This window comes from Salmonella sp. SAL04213 (genome assembly GCF_046550535.1).
Lineage (GTDB): Bacteria > Pseudomonadota > Gammaproteobacteria > Enterobacterales > Enterobacteriaceae > Salmonella > Salmonella enterica.
Genome location: NZ_JBGDXS010000005.1, coordinates 201,297 through 218,538, shown reverse-complemented (window position 1 = coordinate 218,538; position 17,242 = coordinate 201,297). Strand labels below are relative to the sequence as shown.

The following is a 17,242-nucleotide window of genomic DNA, read 5'->3' as shown; positions in this document are numbered from 1 at the left end:
GGCGATTTATTTAATCTGTTTCACTTGCCTCGGAATAAGCGTCAATGACGGAAAACATTCATAAGCATCGCATCCTCATTCTGGACTTCGGTTCTCAGTACACTCAACTGGTTGCACGCCGCGTGCGTGAGCTGGGTGTTTACTGCGAACTGTGGGCGTGGGATGTGACAGAAGCACAAATTCGTGACTTCAACCCAAGCGGCATTATTCTTTCCGGCGGCCCGGAAAGCACCACCGAAGAAAACAGCCCGCGCGCGCCGCAGTATGTCTTTGAAGCAGGCGTGCCGGTATTTGGCGTCTGCTACGGGATGCAGACCATGGCGATGCAGCTTGGCGGTCATGTAGAAGGTTCTAATGAGCGTGAATTTGGTTACGCGCAGGTCGAAGTGTTGACCGACAGCGCGCTGGTTCGCGGTATTGAAGATTCCCTGACCGCCGACGGCAAACCGCTGCTTGATGTCTGGATGAGCCACGGTGATAAAGTGACGGCGATTCCGTCCGACTTCGTGACCGTCGCCAGCACCGAGAGCTGCCCGTTCGCCATTATGGCCAACGAAGAAAAACGCTTCTACGGCGTACAGTTCCACCCGGAAGTGACTCACACCCGCCAGGGTATGCGCATGCTGGAGCGTTTTGTGCGTGATATCTGCCAGTGTGAAGCACTGTGGACGCCGGCGAAAATTATCGACGACGCCGTGGCACGCATTCGCGAGCAGGTAGGCGACGATAAAGTGATCCTCGGTCTCTCCGGCGGCGTGGATTCTTCCGTCACCGCAATGCTGCTGCACCGCGCGATCGGTAAAAATCTGACCTGTGTTTTCGTCGACAACGGCCTGTTGCGCCTGAACGAAGCCGAGCAGGTGATGGACATGTTTGGCGACCATTTTGGTCTGAATATCGTTCACGTACCGGCGGAAGAGCGCTTCCTGTCCGCGCTGGCTGGCGAGAACGATCCGGAAGCCAAGCGTAAGATCATCGGTCGTGTTTTTGTAGAAGTGTTCGACGAAGAAGCGCTCAAACTGGAAGACGTGAAGTGGCTGGCGCAGGGCACCATTTACCCTGACGTTATCGAATCTGCGGCGTCTGCAACCGGTAAAGCGCACGTCATCAAATCTCACCACAATGTCGGCGGCCTGCCGAAAGAGATGAAGATGGGGCTGGTTGAACCGCTGAAAGAGCTGTTCAAAGACGAAGTACGTAAGATTGGTCTGGAGCTGGGCCTGCCGTATGACATGCTGTACCGTCATCCGTTCCCGGGGCCGGGCCTCGGCGTTCGTGTTCTGGGTGAAGTGAAGAAAGAGTACTGCGACCTGCTGCGTCGCGCGGACGCTATCTTCATTGAAGAGCTGCGTAAAGCGGATCTGTACGACAAAGTCAGTCAGGCGTTTACCGTCTTCCTGCCGGTCCGTTCCGTTGGCGTCATGGGCGATGGTCGTAAGTACGATTGGGTGGTCTCCCTGCGTGCCGTCGAAACCATCGACTTTATGACCGCACACTGGGCGCACCTGCCGTATGACTTCCTCGGTCGTGTTTCCAACCGCATCATCAATGAAGTCAACGGGATTTCCCGTGTGGTGTATGACATCAGCGGTAAACCGCCGGCTACCATTGAGTGGGAATAAGCCGATAATCCTTCCTGTGTTTTCATGAGCAGGTAAAAGTGAATTTAACCCTCTGTTTTTGCAGAGGGTTTTTGTTTATGTGCATAGATGAGTTTTCTGTGTAGCGCACAGCTTCTGGCGGCAAATTTGACGTAATCGTCGAAAAAGTAGACAGTCCTCATTAGTCAATACATACAGTAATTAGTCAATTCTGACGGTGTTTCCGGAGGGCGTATGCTTACCGATATCCAGCTTAAAAGACTTAAACCGCAGGAAAAAATCTACAAAGTTACCGATCGTGATGGGCTCTATGTAGCCGTATCGCCCACCGGAACTCACTCATTTCGTTACGATTATCGGATTAATGGCCGTCGTGAAACCCTGACCATTGGACAGTATGGCGTTGACGGTATTTCACTGGCTGAAGCGCGTGAACAACTCATTGCCGCCAAAAAGCTGATCAAGTCAGGCGTGTCGCCTGCTGTGAAGAAACGTGACGGTAAAAATCAGATCAGAAATGCGGAAACTTTCGCAAATTTTACCGTCAGCTATATGAAGCGTGCCTCCCTTGCGGACAGCACGAGATCGATGAAGCAGGCCGTTATTGACCGGGACATCATTCCTTTTCTGGGTAACAAGCAAATGGCGGAGATTACGCCGTCAATGGTTCGAACCCTATGCGATCGCATCGTGGATCGTGGCGGTAATGCCACGGCGGTACAGGCGCGTGAGATTATCAGTAGCGTTTATACATACGCGAAAAACCGGGGGCATGACTTTAAGAATCCCGCTCAGGATATCAAGGCCAGTTCGATAGCCACATTTTTTCCTCGTGACAGAACCCTTTCTCTGCCGGAAATTTCTATCTTCTTTAATACGCTGGATACCGTCGCTGGCATTCCCACGCTCAAACTGGCCCTGAAACTGATTTTTCTTACGCTGGTGCGTAAAAGTGAATTTACTCAGGCGACCTGGAATGAAGTGAATTTCAGCACTAATGAATGGACCATACCCAAAGGCCGTATGAAAGGGGGACGGCCTCATGTCGTCTATCTTTCCCGTCAGGCTTGCGATCTGCTGGTGGCGCTGCAAATGTGTGCTGGAGGAAGTCCTTACTTACTTGCCGGGCGCTATAGCATCAACAAACCGTTGTCTAATGCAGCTCTCAACGGGGTTATTACCACGACGGTAAAAGTTGCACAGTCGCAGGGGAAGTCGCTGGAGCATTTTACCGTCCATGACATGCGACGAACCGCCAGCACTTTATTGCATGAGGCAGGGTATCCATCAGACTGGATAGAAAAATGCCTCGCGCATGAGCAAAAAGGGGTGAGGGCAATTTACAACAAAGCGAAATATGCACAGCAGCGTGCTTACATGTTGCAGCAGTGGGCGGATATGGTTGATGGGTGGATCGCCGGGACGCTGGTGAGGCTTATACCGTTTTCGCCGAGTAAGTATGAGGAGTGGCTGAAAGTTACGGAAACATGACAGAAAATAATGTGAATTTTAATAATTACGCCACTACCAAAAAAAAGTGACGTAATTATCTTAGATTATTTATTCTACTTTTTTTATTGTGATGCCAGAATTAGGTCCAGGGGGAATACCTAAGGCGGTATCAACGCCAGGGTTGTCGCGCAAATCCTGAAGTATAGCACTAGGGTTTATTTTTTTTCCTATAATAGCTTCAGATTCAGGACGAGGATGTTCAGAATATCGTGCTCTATAAACTTCAACAAATTCATCGCCTTCAGAAATGACCCTTGCACTCAAGCCCCGTGCGTAAAGTCGATTAAACTCACCCTCTGCTAGAGTTTGAGCTGCTGTTACCGGAACTTTGGCTTGCATCATTTCAGTGCTTCGCGGTTTTCTTCGTGGATAAAATTGAGCTAAAAGCCCTCTACGTATAATTTCATTTTCTAACCAAGAGTCATCATACTCAATTGCTTCTCCAAGTAGGGTCGGCCATTGCTCTTTTCCATTTTCGGAAAGAAAGTTACTAAGATAAAATCCATTTTTCTCTTGATCGTATTGGAACTCTTTTTTCATGTATTCACGAGTTAAATGATCTAGATTTATATAATTCAGTGCCATTATTGTTCTCCCGTTTGAGAAATGTTTCATTCTAATTCTCTAAAACGGTCACACTTTCGGCGTAATGACTTAATGATAAATATCAAAGCATCAATAAATAAATTCAGTCATATATTTTATTTGATGAAATGTGCCAATTAATATTTATTAACATTTTCTCTTTTATTTATATACTTCATTAATGTTTTTAATTAGATATGACATTATGGAAAGTCACCGCCAGAAATTATCTGCCACAGTACACCTGCTCTATATACCGTCCTCGCCCATCCCCATGGCCCAGATCCGTTGAGGTTACCGCCAGTGCTTCTTTCTGGCTTAGCCCCTGTTCCTTATAATACCGGATCGCGTCCTGTGCCCAGGCATAGCGCAGGGAATGGGAAGAGTATTCGCCCGTCAGCCCGGCATCGCGAAGATGGTTGTGCCAGTAATCCATCGCTGATTTCAGATCCGGTTTATCGATCAGATGCCCGTCACGCTCCCCGGCAGTATTCAGCGCCTCTTTCACGACCTGACGAACCGCTTCCCGGTCTATCACCTGCGTCATGCGCGGTCATCCGCCTTTGGTGCCAAAGATCAAATGGATCCGACGCCCGAGATCGTTAAAGAGATCATAGAGTTCGGCAATTGTTCTGCGCATACGGGAACTTAGACCGTTTTCTGCATCTTCAAGGATAAGAGGAATAGCACGGCGAGCTCTGGAGACAGCACTGCCAATGGGGATCCCCCGGTCAAGTAACAGCCCCCTTATTTGACAGACTGTAGCAGTACGGTGATTGACAATACGCTGCCTTGCCCGGTGTAAAGCCTGGATATCCTGCTGTTCGGGGCTTTTTGGCGGCACGAACTGCATTGTCGGTTGCATCAGAGCCACTGCGATGGCCTGTGCATCATTACCATCATTTTTTTGCCCGCGGACAAAGGGTTTTACATACTGAGGACTGATGACCTTTACTTTGTGCCCCAGTTTCTCAAACTCACGCTGCCAGTAAAATGCCCCGGTGGACGCTTCGATCCCAATCAGACATGCAGGAATATTTGCCAGCGTCTGGAGCAATTCTTTTCGGCCAGTGCGTTTCGTATAAACCGGTTTGCCGGCCTGGTTTAACCCGCAGAGCTGAAAAACATTTTTAGCCAGATCAATACCCAGAAATACGATATTCATGGTGATTCTCCTGGTGAGCACATTTCGTACAGTTAACCGCAGCGGGAGGAGGTAGTCCATCCCATTAACTGGAAGTCCAGATACGGCGGCATGGAACCTTCTGATATTAAAAAGATAAAAGATCTTGAGGACGAGAACCGACGCCTCAAACAGATGTTTGCCGACCTGAGCCTTGAGAACCGGGCGCTGAAAGACGTTATCGAAAAAAAGCTTTAAAACCAGCCTTTAAGCGTGAGCTGGTCACTCATCTGATAACGGCATTCGGACTCAGTATCCGTCAGGCCTGCCGGAGCCTGAACCTGAGCAGAACGGTTTATCATTACCGTCCGGATAACACACGTGACGAACCCGTTATTACCGCACTGCAGGCGGCAGCTGAACGGTATCCACGATACGGTTTTCCGAAGCTTTTTCAGGTTCTGCGGCGGCAGGGATACATGTGGAATCACAAAAGGATCCACCGTATTTATTGTCTGCTGAAGCTGAATTTTCGCCGTAAGGGCAAACAACGGCTGCCGGTGCGTAACCCTTCGCCACTGGCCACGCCGGAAGCGCTGAACCAGAGCTGGTCTGTTGATTTTATGCATGATGCCCTGGTCTGTGGGCGTCGTTTTCGCACGTTCAATGTCGTTGATGACTTTAACCGTGAGGCGTTGTCGATTGAAATAGATCTGAATCTGCCAGCCCCACGAGTGGTCCGGGTGCTTGACAGGATCGCGGCAAACCGTGGCTATCCGGCCATGCTTCGCATGGATAACGGCCCAGAATTTATCTCTCTGGCACTGACTGAATGGGCAGAGAAACATGCCGTAAAACTGGTGTTTATCCAGCCGGGTAAGCCGACACAAAATGCTTTCATTGAGCGTTTTAACAGGACATATCGCACAGAAATACTCGATTTTTATCTGTTCAGAACGCTGAATGAAGTACGTGAAATCACGGAAAAATGGTTATCAGAATATAACTGTGAACGCCCGCATGAATCGCTGAACAATATGACACCGGAGGAATACCGACAGCACCATTATTTGGCCGGGAACTCAAAAAATGTATGGAACTAAAACGGGTCTATTTACAAGTGAACCAGACATGGTGTTCAAGAAGCTTGCTGTGAACGATGAGCGCACATGTTTTCTCGGGTGGGAGCTGGAATATATCCAAAAGGGGGCTTTTCTATCAAGATATTTTTTGTTTTGGAGTGACATGTTTATATTGAAGCGCAACTGCTGGATGGGATATTTTATTATGATATCCCATCAATATTTAAATAGGTGAGAATAACTAATTCTGATTTTTAAACACATTAACTGAACTATCCCAGTTAACTCCTGAATAATTGTTTATAATATTTCCTTGACTAAATGAAGGGAATAGTTTAAACCCTTGAAATGTGTATTTTTTCATATTAAATAAAGAATATTTCCCTGAAAGATTGACAGCGCTGAATAAAGATTCTGAGAGGATTATATATTTTCTCAGCCACATTTTTAACTCTTCTTCTGTGCTTATGCAAATCTGAAAGTTGTTATCTTTACCTTTTATATAAAAATAAGGAACTTGACAGGTAGGGACTGATAATAAATCTAATGTTCTACATAATGCTTTGACTATTACAAACAAACGAGATAGTTCATCATCAATACCCATACCATCTTTTTTTTCAATGCATTCATAATGGAGTCTTAGATTTTCTTCTATAGTTGAAAACTCTACAAGAAAGCTACCATTGACGAAACCAGTTAACTCATATCTAATATCACCATTATTAGGAGTTGTATTGTATATCTTATGAAATAAAACATGTGGCGCAGAAATGCTAAACTTAAAAGTACTAACAGTATCTTTGAGTTTAATGTCGATATCTCCAACCTGTTTTTCAATATAGACACATTTATCGACAAAATTTTTCTCTCTTGAAAATAATTCATCTAAGGAGTTTTTCTTTTTTATTAATTCAATTTGAGTATTGGTAGATGATATTTGTGTGGCTGTTTGAATTGATCTATGTAAACTCGTTATAATGGCAACGAATGGTATTGATAATGACAGTAACCCCAAAGGAAGTTTGCTTATCATAATAAAAGTATTTAACCCTTGCGATGACATATCAACCGAATGACCTTTCCACGCAAAAAAGCCAAAATATAGAAATGATAAAAATGGAACGAAAATAGCTCCCCAAAACAACCCTTGAGATGTTAGAGAATTATAAGTTAATTTATACCAACCCATGAAATAATAAATTAGTGCAATTGAAAAAATTGATATCCCGTATACAATAAGCCAAATCATCCCCACATCACCTTATGAAATATTTATAAATCCATCCTTTGAGATTTTATTTAAGATAAAAATCTCATTGCTTAAATTACACTTAACTATAGGGAATAGTTATTCTTAAAATTTTAATCGATTATACAGTTTGATGCTGCGTGAAACCAAGTATTTTGGTAAAGATTACTTGATGTAGGGGAGTCTCCTAGACTCTCATGTTTACTTCTGGAATCAAGTCGACTATACACTTGGAAGCTTCAGAGCTCAATCGGTTCGCTACATAGGAGCCAGGCAACACCTACTTACGCTCCCCTTTTCTTCCCATCTTCAGCACTTCATAAAAGCTTCCTCGCCCAAGCCCATCCAACGGCAACTCCTGTTCCTGAGCCAGAGCCTTCAGCTTTCGAAGTATCTGGTCAGATGTCGGTTTATCAGACGTCCCATAACGCCCGTCAGTCTCCTCAACCAGAAGCTGAACCAGTAGCCAGCAGAGTCGGGGCAGTATTCTCCCGAGCCTTGTCTCGTTTATGCATCCCACGCTGGGAAGGTTGTGTGGAAGCAGTGAGATCCGGCAGCGCGTCGTCACCGAGCGTCTTCAGCCACTTGCGGCCACGGCTGTTACGCGACAGTTTCATCACCGCCTTCAGGCTGCGGGTCTTAATTTCTGGCGGTGTAAGTTCGTCATCAATAAGCCGCCAGGCTAGGGCGAACATCTCATCGGCATAGAACATGCGTTTATTCGCCGGGGCACTGACCATGCCAGTGGCTTTGATGGTGCGGCTGATGGCGTCGTGCAGGATACGGTAATTTTCCTGATGTTCTTCCGGCAGGGCGTTTGCAGGTTGGGAAGCATCGAGGCCGAGAAGCAGAAGGGCTAGATGCCGCGCTTCCAGCAGCGGCATATCGCATTCCCGTTCAAATAGATTCTGACGAATGGGACTGGTCACATTATTCTCCTCCCTCAATGGCTCTCTTCCCACTTTCACACCGGTTCTGGCGGATAGGGTTTTACTCTGCCCTTGCTCATTAAATAAACAAAAGGCAGATTATCACCAGAGTGTTGGTAGTTTTGTTCTGACATGTAGGATCTGTGGAGTGCATAAAGGAAATCAGCTTCCGGCAGGAACAAATTGATCTCTGTACTTAATCTGGACCTATTTCTCAGAAGAGCAGGGGGGCATGAGACCTTGTTAGTGGTCTAAATATAGTCTATATTAAAACCGAGACATGACCATTAGGCGGACCAACATGAAAGTAGAGACAATCAGCTACGTTAAAAAGAACGCAGCAACGCTTGATCTGTCAGAACCCATCCTGGTCACACAAAATGGTGTGCCTGCTTATGTTATAGAGTCCTATGACCAGCAGCAGGAACGGGAAAACGCCATTGCTTTGCTGAAATTGCTGACCCTGTCAGAGAAAGATAAAGCGGAAGGGCGCGTGTTCTCGAAAGACCAGTTGCTGGATAGCCTTGCGGATTAAATGCAGCGCGCTCAACATTAAGGGATTTCCATGGAACAGCAGGTAACTTTTGAGTACACGCTTACGGTAAAGCACTGCATCGACACAATAGCGGGCTTTCTGAAGCGTGTTGATGTTGAGCCACGTCCGGTTATCGCAGATATTCTCACACAGTTTGAGAGTACCGTAGGCCAGTTCCCCTTGGGCTGCCAGATTTGCCCCGAATTGCTTAAAATTGGCTGCGCCAAATACCGGGAGTTTAACCACGCTGAAGGCTACCGGGTTTTGTATTCAGTAGACGGAACGTTAGTGACCGCGCATGCGATCCTGGCACATCGGCAGGACGTGCAGCAACTGCTGTTTAAGCGTCTGATCATGGCCTGATAACCCTAAATGCGTGTTGTACGGCAATAATACAAATCTAAAGAGCGTGTCTGTAAACCATCATAGCAACATGATTAATATCACAAATTTCATCATTTTGACGGTATTTATTACAGTATCGTCTGGAAATGGTTGTCATAAAATTCCGTGATAACAAGATGTTGGATGGTTCCTAAACCATTGAATGGGAATAAGCCGATAACCCTTCCTGTGTTTTCATGAACAGGTAAAAGGAAATTTAACCCTCTGTTTTTACAGAGGGTTTTTATTTATGTGCATAGATGCATTTTTTGTGTAGTGCACAGCTCCTGACGGCAAATTTGACGTAATTACGAACCCACGAAGGTTGGCTGTATCTTGCCGTGGTCGTTAATTTGTTCTCGCGCAAAGTTATCGGTTGGTCAATGCAACCACGAATGACAAAAGATATTGTCCTGAATGCGCTTCTGATGGCCGTGTGGCGACGTCATCCCCAAAAACAGGTGCTGGTTCAGTCTCATCAGGATAGTCAGTACACCCGCTATGAATGGCTGAAATTGCACGGACTGGAGGGCAGTATGAGCCGTCGTGGCAACTGTCATGACAATGCGGTTGCAGAAAGCTTTTTCCAGCTACTGAAGCGTGAACGGATAAAGAAAAAGATCTACCAACGACTCAGAAGTGTCCAGGTTATCCGTGGCGATTCAGCCCAAATAAGGGGTATTTAAAATATAGTAACTTATTCTTCAACTATATAACCAACGTCCAGCTTTAGCACTTTCAACGAGCATACCAACCGTTAGTGGTTTACGCGGATCAGGCTCTTTACTTCCAAAGTACTCTGGATTCAGATAGTTGAGTATGTCAAATCCTTCTGAATCTACATTCCAACGCTTGAAGTACTCTTGTAGAAGTTCTTCACTATCTTCAAAAACGAGTTTTAGATCATCCTTAATACTGATATCAAGCGTGATGGTTCGCTTTGGCCCACAGAGAAAGTACTTTTTAGTGTTATATTCCTGATCGATAAAATCGATAATTTCTTTCTCAATATCTCTCATTAGAAGTACGTCCACTGAATGCGATCTTTAGGAACCGCCACACGATTAAATGTATCTTTAATATCACGCTGGATATCATAAATCGTAGTGAATGTCATAACCCAACCGAGCCAGGGTACATTACGAACAACGAAACGACCTAAATTATTCGTTGAGCTTAGCTGTAATGAGTTGATGGTTTTGCCTGTCAACGTTGGTAATCTGATCCCAGGTGGCAGTTTATAGTTCAACCAATTACTGATGTACTTAGAAGCAATTGATGTTACTGGAGTTGTCCCACGAGGTTTCCCCCTCGTAGGTAGAATTGGTTGCCCTGAGATAACCAGTGCAGCATCAACCACTGAGATCCCCAGATGCTCGCTCACAACGGCGATGGTGATAGCCCACCATAGTTGTTGTGGTGTCAGGTTGGATAACCCGCCGTAGAAGTAGGTACCATTCAATGGTTCAGTAGTGTCCATTTACTCACCCCTTCTAACCATGACCAACAATTATAGTGATCTTACCCACGTAATGTGGACACAGACCTAAGCGAGGTTCTGGTTTTCAAACTGTTCCGGGCTGAGACCGCCACTGGCACTGTAACGGCACGCGACCACAGGTCAATGACGACAGTCAGATACAGCCAGCCTTCATCAGTACGTAAACAGATGGTATCACCCGACCATTTCTGGTTTGGACCGCTGGCGTAAAAATCCTGCTTCTGTAGGTTCTCCGACACCGGCAGGCCATGCTCGCGGTAACTGACCGGGATAAACTTCCGCGAAGCTTTCGCCCGCAGCGCCTGACGACGCAGGCTGGCTGCCACGGTCTTCACGTTGAAGCAGTAACCCTGAGCATGCAGTTCACCGGTCAGACGCAGTGCCCCGTAGCGCTGTTTTGCCCGGTGAAGAGCTTGGTGCACGGCGCTGTCGCAACTCAGACGGAACTGCTGGCGGATCTTTTTGATGGTTGATACTGGTTTTGTCATGTGAGCTACCTCTGGTTGAGAGTTTACTCACTAAGTCACGTGTCCACTATTGCTGGGTAAGATCACTGAGCCAAATCGCTCGTTTTACCTTCCAGTTCAAGCCGGATTCGGATACCCCAGATATGAGATATCTGAAGTAGTCTTTTTTGGCCGATGATACGGTCTTTGTTTCACGGTGACGTGTTCATACTCAACTGTCCTGTAATGTGGGAGATTTGAGTATGGTTGTCCATTATGAGTGAGGTGCGAAAGTTGGCTACCGAGAATTTGGCGATTCAGATCGTCATCGAACATTCAGTGATATTGCCGTCTTTAGGTCACTAGTAAGCATCTCTGCCTGTTTTTCCAAAGCTTCTAACATAAAATCTTTTTTATCTTGTACAGTAACTAGTAAATAGAATGGTTCACTATTTGTACAGGTCAAGCGTGATATTGTAAAGTCATCACGGTGAGGTATTAATGCGCGATAATTTCCTTCAGCGATAAACATAAAGCGAGCTTTAGAATATTCGCTGAGCCACATATACTTATTATTGCAAAAGAAAGTATCGCGCGTGTCATACTCCATGGCAAATCCGAAACCGAATTTGATGATGGAAAACGTCTGTATACTAAATGCAATATATGAAATGTAACCAATAAAAAATAGTGGAGCGAAAACTGACATTGAATAGCTAATGTCATCAGATGGTGTTGCTTTTCTTTTTTTTATTTTTGGGGCCATGAGTATTAAATAAGAAATGCAAATAAAGTAAATGGTATAATAGAATATAAAAATAAAAAGCAATGCTGAGACTGCCGTCATGAGTTTATTGAGTGTGGTATCAAAAGGAATATCAAATATATTGGAGATTAGCGAGCGCGCAAGATAATATGAAATTAATGATACGATTAGCCATGAGTATTTAATCCCTAGCTTTACTTTTATAGCTATGTTTTTTTCTTTGTTATCGAACGATTGTATGTGAGATGATATAGTGTATATGATACACAATGCCGTCATAAAAACTAATGCGCTTGGAATGATGGTATTGATATAATTAATGACTTTAAAGGAAATACATGTTAATAAAAATAGCAATGCCGACAATAGTGCTGCACCTTGCGTTTTTTTATAATTCTTTCGTAAGCGAACGACCAGTTGATTGGATGACTTTTTATTCCAATAATTGTGTACAATTAGCCCACTGAGAATAATCATACCCAACCAAATAACAATGGGATATAGAGGCGCTCTCTGAGGCATGATGACGAGTACTGCCATATAGAACAATAGAGAATGAGTGATGCCAAGGTTTAATGAAGAGCATGTTTTTTTCATCGATGACCTTTTTAATAATTCGTTATTCTATTAGATGTTAAGTTTTTTATAACAGATGCTAACGACAATAGGAAGGTGAGTTTATGATTGAAGAAAAATTATCCACCTGTTTGAAATCTGTTGTGATTTACAGAGTTTGGCCATTTGAAAATACGATTGAAACTTCCGTTCCTGGCACCAGGCCGACTACGCCTAAAAAATTTCAGAGCTTAATGGGCTCTTTACAAAACAAATTCTGACGTATGGGACTGGTCACCTTATTCTCCTTCCACGATGGTTATCTTCCTGATTTCGCATTGACTCTGGCGGATAGGGCGGAACCGCAGGTGACCTTTGAGTATACGTTTACGGTAAAGCACTGCATCGACACAATAGCGGGTTTCCTGAAGCGCGTTGAGGTTGAGCCGCATCCGGCTATCGCAGAGATACTTACACAGTTTGAGAGTACCGTACGCCAGTGCCCGCTGGGATGCCAGATTTGCCCTGAACTTGTGCCAGCTACCGGGGGTTTAACCACGCTGAAGGCTATCGGATTTTGTATTCGGTCGAGGGAATCTTAGTAACCGCGCATATGATCTTGTCACCCAGGCAGGATATCCCGCGGTTGCTCTTTAAGCGTCTGATCATGGCCTGAACCCATTGAGTGGGATTGTCTTTTTGCGTTAACGCTAAAGCTTCTTTTTATTGCGCGGGCTTTTTTATGTAGGGTGACCCGTCCTGAACAGCGAAAATACTGTGCGACCAGACAGAAACCTCCGCTCACGCAGAGGTTTTTACTGGTCATAAATGATTAGCGAAATCAGTTAAACCAGCCGCTTGCCTTTTCCTCACGGGCTTTACCTTCGCTTTGCAGCAGATCGCGACCGCCTTCAGATAGATTTCTGTTTGCATCAGCATGAGATTGAATAACATCTGTCTGGGCAGCTTTACTTTTCAGCTCTTGATCGATGAATTCATTTTCTCTTTTTACCCGGGCCTCTTCCCTGGCCAGCGCCAGTTTTTGTTTCTGAATTTCTAAACGACGAAGCTCATCTTCGTAGCTTTGATCGCGCGCTTTATCTTGCGCGGCTTCCGCTGCCAATTTTGCTTGCCGTGCTTTCCGTTCAGCTTCTGCCGCTTTTGCTCGCTGCTTAGCAACCGCTGCCGCATTGGCTTGCCTTTGTCTTTCCTGTTGAGCCTCTTGATCTCGTTTGGCTTGCAGAGCATCACGCTGTCTGTTTTCTTCATTTTTTCCTTGCTGTTCAGCCTGGGCTACCGCCGCAAGCTGATCCTGCAAAGAAGAAGATAAAACCGAGCCGCTTAGGGTGAATAAAACAGCGCCTAAAATAACTTTCTTCATAAAATCTCCCGATAGTTAGCTTTTCTCAGGACATTTCGTATTGGGTTGAATTCGCGTTTCGTTATCTTTGGTCGATATCACCATAGCCAGACCGGTGGTAAATTGGCACGTTTTTCCCACCTGGGTGGAGGTATAAACCTTCGTTCCTTCTTTGTAAGTCAAAGATACGGCTTCAACTAACGTTTTATCTTTAACTAATGAACCCGCCGCTGCGCCAACGGCTCCGCCGCCAACCGCGCCGGCAGTAGTACCCAAACCGCTACCTGAGCCCACGTTATGACCAGTAACGCCGCCCGCTACAGCCCCAAGAATTGCGCCGAAGGTCTGAGCGGTTTTTTTATTGGCGGTGTTATCTACGGCAACTTTCGCTGGCAAAACAGAGATAATATTGACGGTCTTTGTTTCTTGCTTCGCGTTTAACTGCCCGGTTTGGTAAACATCTGCGGCGTAGTCATCCGCATTGGACTGGCATCCGGCAAGAGAAAAAGAGGCAAACAAAACCAGAGGCAAAGCATTTTTTTTAAAATTCATCACAATTCCTTGTTTAGGTAATAACGCAAAAAGGAATGTATTTAAGACTAATCTTAAAAAAAGTAAACTATCGTTTCTTGTAGTTGATTGTTTTTTTAGACTAAAAAACAAAGCATTAGATAATACGATGCTTTGTTTTTATCGGTTCATGCTAAACCAGGGAAGGGGGTAACAGAGCGCTGGATAACACGGCAAACCTGTGACGATAATACCGCCATCACTATTTTAACGGATAACAGCTTAACGTTGTCCCGGCGTGGTGACAGAAAGCGATGACTGTTGCGCTTCTTTTTTATCCTGATGGTGCTGCCAGGCGCCGATAGAAGAGTAGACGAAACGTCCAAAGAAGAAGAGAAAACTGATAAGCAGTACGATACGGGTCATGCGAGTGTTAAATCGATGTCGTTTTCGCATACTGTTGGCCTGACTCACAAAGGGTTCCTTAACGTTGGCCCAGCGGTATGGGCGGGATCAGGCTGGGTTCTTCAAGGGTATTATCAAGGCGAAGAACGTAACAAGCCTGCGTTCACTCTACATTAAGGCATACTGCGAACCGATGGTCAATTCCTCTTAATGTAAAATTGCGTCAGTTGATTTATCTTATATTGTTATGGAAGATAATTTTAGTATTTACATTAATAATAAATTAATGATAACAAAGAATAAAAAGGCGAATAAAGGCTGCAGGAGAAAGGTAATAATTGACTTAAATCAAATGTTACTTTTGTTTAATAATTACAATCGATGACTATCGTGTGATGTATATCGCATCATCAATTTAAAGTCAGGTGGGATGCCTGTCTGTTAACGCCCCTTTGGGATTGGGGGGTTCTGCTGAGCATCTATGAAACTAAATAAAACTTATATAAATATCAGAGATAAATGGTGGGGACTACCGCTCATCCTTCCTTCGATTTTACTACCTGTTTTAAGTAGCGCAAATACTTATGCGCTTACCAGCACTGGAAATGTGGTTCTTTTTTACCTGCCGTTAGCTTTTATGCTTAGCCTGATGCTCTTTTTCGGCTGGGCAGCACTGCCGGGCATTGTGCTTGCTATCTTCTGGCGCAGATACCCGCAGACAGGGCTGTATGAAACCCTTTCTGTGACGATGCACTTTATCATTACTATCGTGCTAAGCTGGGGCGGCTATCGTGTCTTTTCCCCCCGGCGAAACAATGTTTCCCACGGCGACGCCCACCTGCTGTTTCAACGAATATTCTGGCAGGTATTTTGTTCTGCAACATTATTTCTGGTCATCTACCAGTTTGCCGCTTTTGTTGGCATGTACGAAAGCAAAGCCAGCCTGATGGGGGTAATGCCCTTTAATATCAACACGCTGATTAATTACCAGGCGTTACTGGTCGGTAACCTTGTCGGCGTGCCATTGTGCTATTTTATTATTCGTACTCTCCGCAATCCGCTGCACCTGCGGGGGTATTATCAGCAATTAAAGCTACAGATTGATAGCAAGGCCAATAAAAAAGAGATCGTTATTTGGCTGGCCGTATTGACTACACTAATGTTTATACTGTGTATGCCATTGACTGATAATAGTTCAATATTTAGTACCAACTATACGCTTTCGTTATTATTGCCGGTCATGCTGTGGGGTGCGATGCGCTATGGCTATAAGTTTATTTCAATTATCTGGGCCGTCGTGCTAATTACGTCGATTCATTATTATCAGCGTTATATGCCCTGGTATTCAGGTTATGATACGCAATTAGCGATTACCTCTTCGAGCTATCTGGTTTTTTCTTTTATTGTTAATTATATGGCTGTACTGGCCACGCGTCAGCGCGTAGTGAGTGGTCGCGCACGGCGGCTGGCCTATCTTGACCCGGTTGTACATCTTCCCAATTTACGTGCGTTAAACCGCGCGCTCCAAAATGCGCCCTGGTCTACGATCTGTTTTTTACACGTGCCGGGCCTGGAGCTATTGGGTAAAAATTATGGCGTCATGCTACGCATCCAGTATAAGCAAAAGCTCTCTCACTGGATTACGCCGATGCTGGCCTCAAATGAGTGTGTCTACCAGATGTCAGGGCACGACCTGGTGCTGCGTCTTAATACAGAGGCGCATCAGCAGCGTATTGAAGCGCTGGATAAACATATTAAGCAGTTTCGGTTTATCTGGGATGGACTGCCGCTACAGCCGCCTGTCGGCGTGAGCTACTGCTGCGTGCGTTCTCCGGTTAGCCACCTTTATCTTCTGCTGGGCGAATTAAGCACCAGTTCCGATCTTTCGTTGACGACTAACGCGCCGGAGGATTTACAGCGGCGCGGCGCAATGCACCTGCAGCGCGATTTGAAGGGCAGAATTGCGATGATGAATCGGCTGCAACAGGCGTTGGAGCACGATCATTTTTTCCTGATGGCGCAGCCTATTTTCGGCGTTCGTGGGGACGTTTACCATGAAATTTTACTGCGACTCAGGGATGACAACGGCGACGTTATCAACCCGGACAATTTTTTACCCGTGGCGCATGAGTTTGGTTTGTCTTCCGCTATCGATCTCTGGGTGATTGAAAACACGCTGCGGTTTATGGCGGCCAGCCGGGAATATATGCCCGCGCATCGTTTTGCCATTAATCTGTCGCCAACATCAGTATGCCGCGCTCGTTTCCCTGCAGAAGTTAAGCAACTGCTTACGCAATATCAGGTTGAACCCTGGCAACTGGTTTTTGAGGTAACGGAAAGCAACTCTCTCACCAATGCTGAGCAGGCGCAGTTGACGCTGGGACAGCTACAGCAGTTTGGCTGTCAGATAGCGATTGATGATTTCGGTACTGGCTACGCCAGCTATGCGCGGCTGAAAAACGTTGACGCCGATATTCTTAAAATTGACGGCAGTTTTATTCGCAATATAGTGTCAAACAGTCTCGATTATCAGATTGTAGCTTCTATTTGTCATTTAGCGCGAATGAAAAATATGCAGGTCGTCGCGGAGTATGTCGAGAGCGAAGAAATACGAAGCGTAGTGCTCTCGTTGGGAATCGACTATCTTCAGGGATATTTAATTGGCGAGCCGCAGCTATTATCTGAGATTCAGTAAA

General features: G+C 45.4%; 14 protein-coding genes and 8 pseudogenes. 10 read left to right on the top strand and 12 right to left on the bottom strand.

What is annotated here, in order from left to right:
* Nucleotides 1-44: 44 nt before the first annotated feature.
* Together guaA and ACLJPQ_RS14780 are read left to right on the top strand one after the other, a co-directional pair.
* Entirely contained in the window at nt 45-1,622 is a 1,578-nt protein-coding gene (gene guaA, locus ACLJPQ_RS14785; protein WP_000138296.1) for a glutamine-hydrolyzing GMP synthase, read from the top strand.
* A 213-nt stretch (nt 1,623-1,835) separates the two neighbouring features.
* Nucleotides 1,836-3,092 (top strand): tyrosine-type recombinase/integrase, encoded by a 1,257-nt coding sequence (locus ACLJPQ_RS14780; protein ID WP_080184828.1) that lies wholly within the window; start codon nt 1,836-1,838, stop codon nt 3,090-3,092.
* A gap of 69 nt (nt 3,093-3,161) precedes the next feature.
* Here the strand turns inward: ACLJPQ_RS14780 and ACLJPQ_RS14775 are convergent, their stop codons facing one another.
* Nucleotides 3,162-3,698, bottom strand: coding sequence for a hypothetical protein (locus ACLJPQ_RS14775; protein WP_080184829.1), 537 nt, complete (start codon nt 3,696-3,698; stop codon nt 3,162-3,164).
* A gap of 226 nt (nt 3,699-3,924) precedes the next feature.
* Nucleotides 3,925-4,863, bottom strand: a pseudogene (locus tag ACLJPQ_RS14770) (IS110 family transposase).
* 66 nt (nt 4,864-4,929) lie between these two features.
* On the opposite strand from ACLJPQ_RS14770, the pseudogene ACLJPQ_RS14765 reads away from it, so the two are divergent.
* Nucleotides 4,930-5,924 (top strand): annotated as a pseudogene (locus tag ACLJPQ_RS14765) (IS3-like element IS1351 family transposase); the annotation flags it as partial.
* Between the two features lie 220 nt (nt 5,925-6,144).
* Here the strand turns inward: ACLJPQ_RS14765 and ACLJPQ_RS14760 are convergent.
* The gene (locus tag ACLJPQ_RS14760; RefSeq protein WP_080184830.1) at nt 6,145-7,155 is read right to left on the bottom strand and encodes a hypothetical protein; all 1,011 of its coding nucleotides are present in this window, start codon (nt 7,153-7,155) and stop codon (nt 6,145-6,147) included.
* Between the two features lie 280 nt (nt 7,156-7,435).
* Nucleotides 7,436-8,084 (bottom strand): annotated as a pseudogene (locus ACLJPQ_RS14755) (hypothetical protein).
* 301 nt (nt 8,085-8,385) lie between these two features.
* Between ACLJPQ_RS14755 and ACLJPQ_RS14750 the strand changes: the two are divergent.
* From ACLJPQ_RS14750 to ACLJPQ_RS14740, 3 genes and pseudogenes are all read left to right on the top strand, one after another.
* Nucleotides 8,386-8,619, top strand: coding sequence for a type II toxin-antitoxin system Phd/YefM family antitoxin (locus tag ACLJPQ_RS14750; RefSeq protein ID WP_000862030.1), 234 nt, complete (start codon nt 8,386-8,388; stop codon nt 8,617-8,619).
* A 195-nt stretch (nt 8,620-8,814) separates the two neighbouring features.
* A pseudogene (locus ACLJPQ_RS14745) lies at nt 8,815-8,982 on the top strand (type II toxin-antitoxin system RelE/ParE family toxin); the annotation flags it as partial.
* 329 nt (nt 8,983-9,311) lie between these two features.
* Nucleotides 9,312-9,629, top strand: a pseudogene (locus tag ACLJPQ_RS14740) (DDE-type integrase/transposase/recombinase); the annotation flags it as partial.
* A gap of 78 nt (nt 9,630-9,707) precedes the next feature.
* Here the strand turns inward: ACLJPQ_RS14740 and ACLJPQ_RS14735 are convergent.
* From ACLJPQ_RS14735 to ACLJPQ_RS14715, 5 genes and pseudogenes are all read right to left on the bottom strand, one after another.
* The gene (locus ACLJPQ_RS14735) at nt 9,708-10,037 is read right to left on the bottom strand and encodes a DUF1493 family protein (RefSeq protein ID WP_077905271.1); all 330 of its coding nucleotides are present in this window, start codon (nt 10,035-10,037) and stop codon (nt 9,708-9,710) included.
* The gene (locus tag ACLJPQ_RS14730) at nt 10,022-10,483 is read right to left on the bottom strand and encodes an STM2901 family protein (protein ID WP_000381627.1); all 462 of its coding nucleotides are present in this window, start codon (nt 10,481-10,483) and stop codon (nt 10,022-10,024) included. The genes ACLJPQ_RS14735 and ACLJPQ_RS14730 overlap by 16 nt, the downstream gene beginning before the upstream one ends.
* A gap of 122 nt (nt 10,484-10,605) precedes the next feature.
* Nucleotides 10,606-10,959 (bottom strand): annotated as a pseudogene (locus tag ACLJPQ_RS14725) (IS3 family transposase); the annotation flags it as partial.
* A gap of 98 nt (nt 10,960-11,057) precedes the next feature.
* Nucleotides 11,058-11,225: pseudogene (locus ACLJPQ_RS14720) on the bottom strand (integrase); the annotation flags it as partial.
* 50 nt (nt 11,226-11,275) lie between these two features.
* Nucleotides 11,276-12,313 (bottom strand): hypothetical protein, encoded by a 1,038-nt coding sequence (locus tag ACLJPQ_RS14715; protein ID WP_017441380.1) that lies wholly within the window; start codon nt 12,311-12,313, stop codon nt 11,276-11,278.
* A gap of 83 nt (nt 12,314-12,396) precedes the next feature.
* On the opposite strand from ACLJPQ_RS14715, the gene ACLJPQ_RS14710 reads away from it, so the two are divergent.
* Nucleotides 12,397-12,552: a hypothetical protein gene (locus ACLJPQ_RS14710; RefSeq protein WP_000568804.1), complete on the top strand. Its 156-nt coding sequence runs from the start codon at nt 12,397-12,399 to the stop codon at nt 12,550-12,552.
* A gap of 251 nt (nt 12,553-12,803) precedes the next feature.
* Nucleotides 12,804-12,947: pseudogene (locus ACLJPQ_RS14705) on the top strand (hypothetical protein); the annotation flags it as partial.
* A gap of 165 nt (nt 12,948-13,112) precedes the next feature.
* Here ACLJPQ_RS14705 and ACLJPQ_RS14700 read toward each other — a convergent pair.
* The 3 genes from ACLJPQ_RS14700 to ACLJPQ_RS14690 form a co-directional block, all read right to left on the bottom strand.
* On the bottom strand, nt 13,113-13,652 hold the full coding sequence (locus ACLJPQ_RS14700) for a DUF5384 family protein (RefSeq protein WP_000755800.1): 540 nt from the start codon (nt 13,650-13,652) through the stop codon (nt 13,113-13,115).
* A 15-nt stretch (nt 13,653-13,667) separates the two neighbouring features.
* Nucleotides 13,668-14,183, bottom strand: coding sequence for a glycine zipper 2TM domain-containing protein (locus ACLJPQ_RS14695; protein WP_001009636.1), 516 nt, complete (start codon nt 14,181-14,183; stop codon nt 13,668-13,670).
* Nucleotides 14,184-14,423: 240 nt separating this feature from the next.
* Nucleotides 14,424-14,615, bottom strand: coding sequence for a YfgG family protein (locus ACLJPQ_RS14690; protein WP_000075924.1), 192 nt, complete (start codon nt 14,613-14,615; stop codon nt 14,424-14,426).
* A gap of 178 nt (nt 14,616-14,793) precedes the next feature.
* On the opposite strand from ACLJPQ_RS14690, the gene ACLJPQ_RS14685 reads away from it, so the two are divergent.
* Together ACLJPQ_RS14685 and ACLJPQ_RS14680 are read left to right on the top strand one after the other, a co-directional pair.
* A complete protein-coding gene (locus tag ACLJPQ_RS14685) occupies nt 14,794-14,931 on the top strand; it encodes a hypothetical protein (RefSeq protein WP_001540598.1) in 138 nt (45 codons plus the stop codon).
* 96 nt (nt 14,932-15,027) lie between these two features.
* Nucleotides 15,028-17,241 carry a sensor domain-containing phosphodiesterase gene (locus ACLJPQ_RS14680; protein WP_076937008.1) on the top strand — a complete coding sequence of 738 codons (2,214 nt, stop codon included), beginning with the start codon at nt 15,028-15,030 and terminating at the stop codon, nt 17,239-17,241.
* The last annotated feature ends 1 nt before the right edge of the window (nt 17,242 follow it).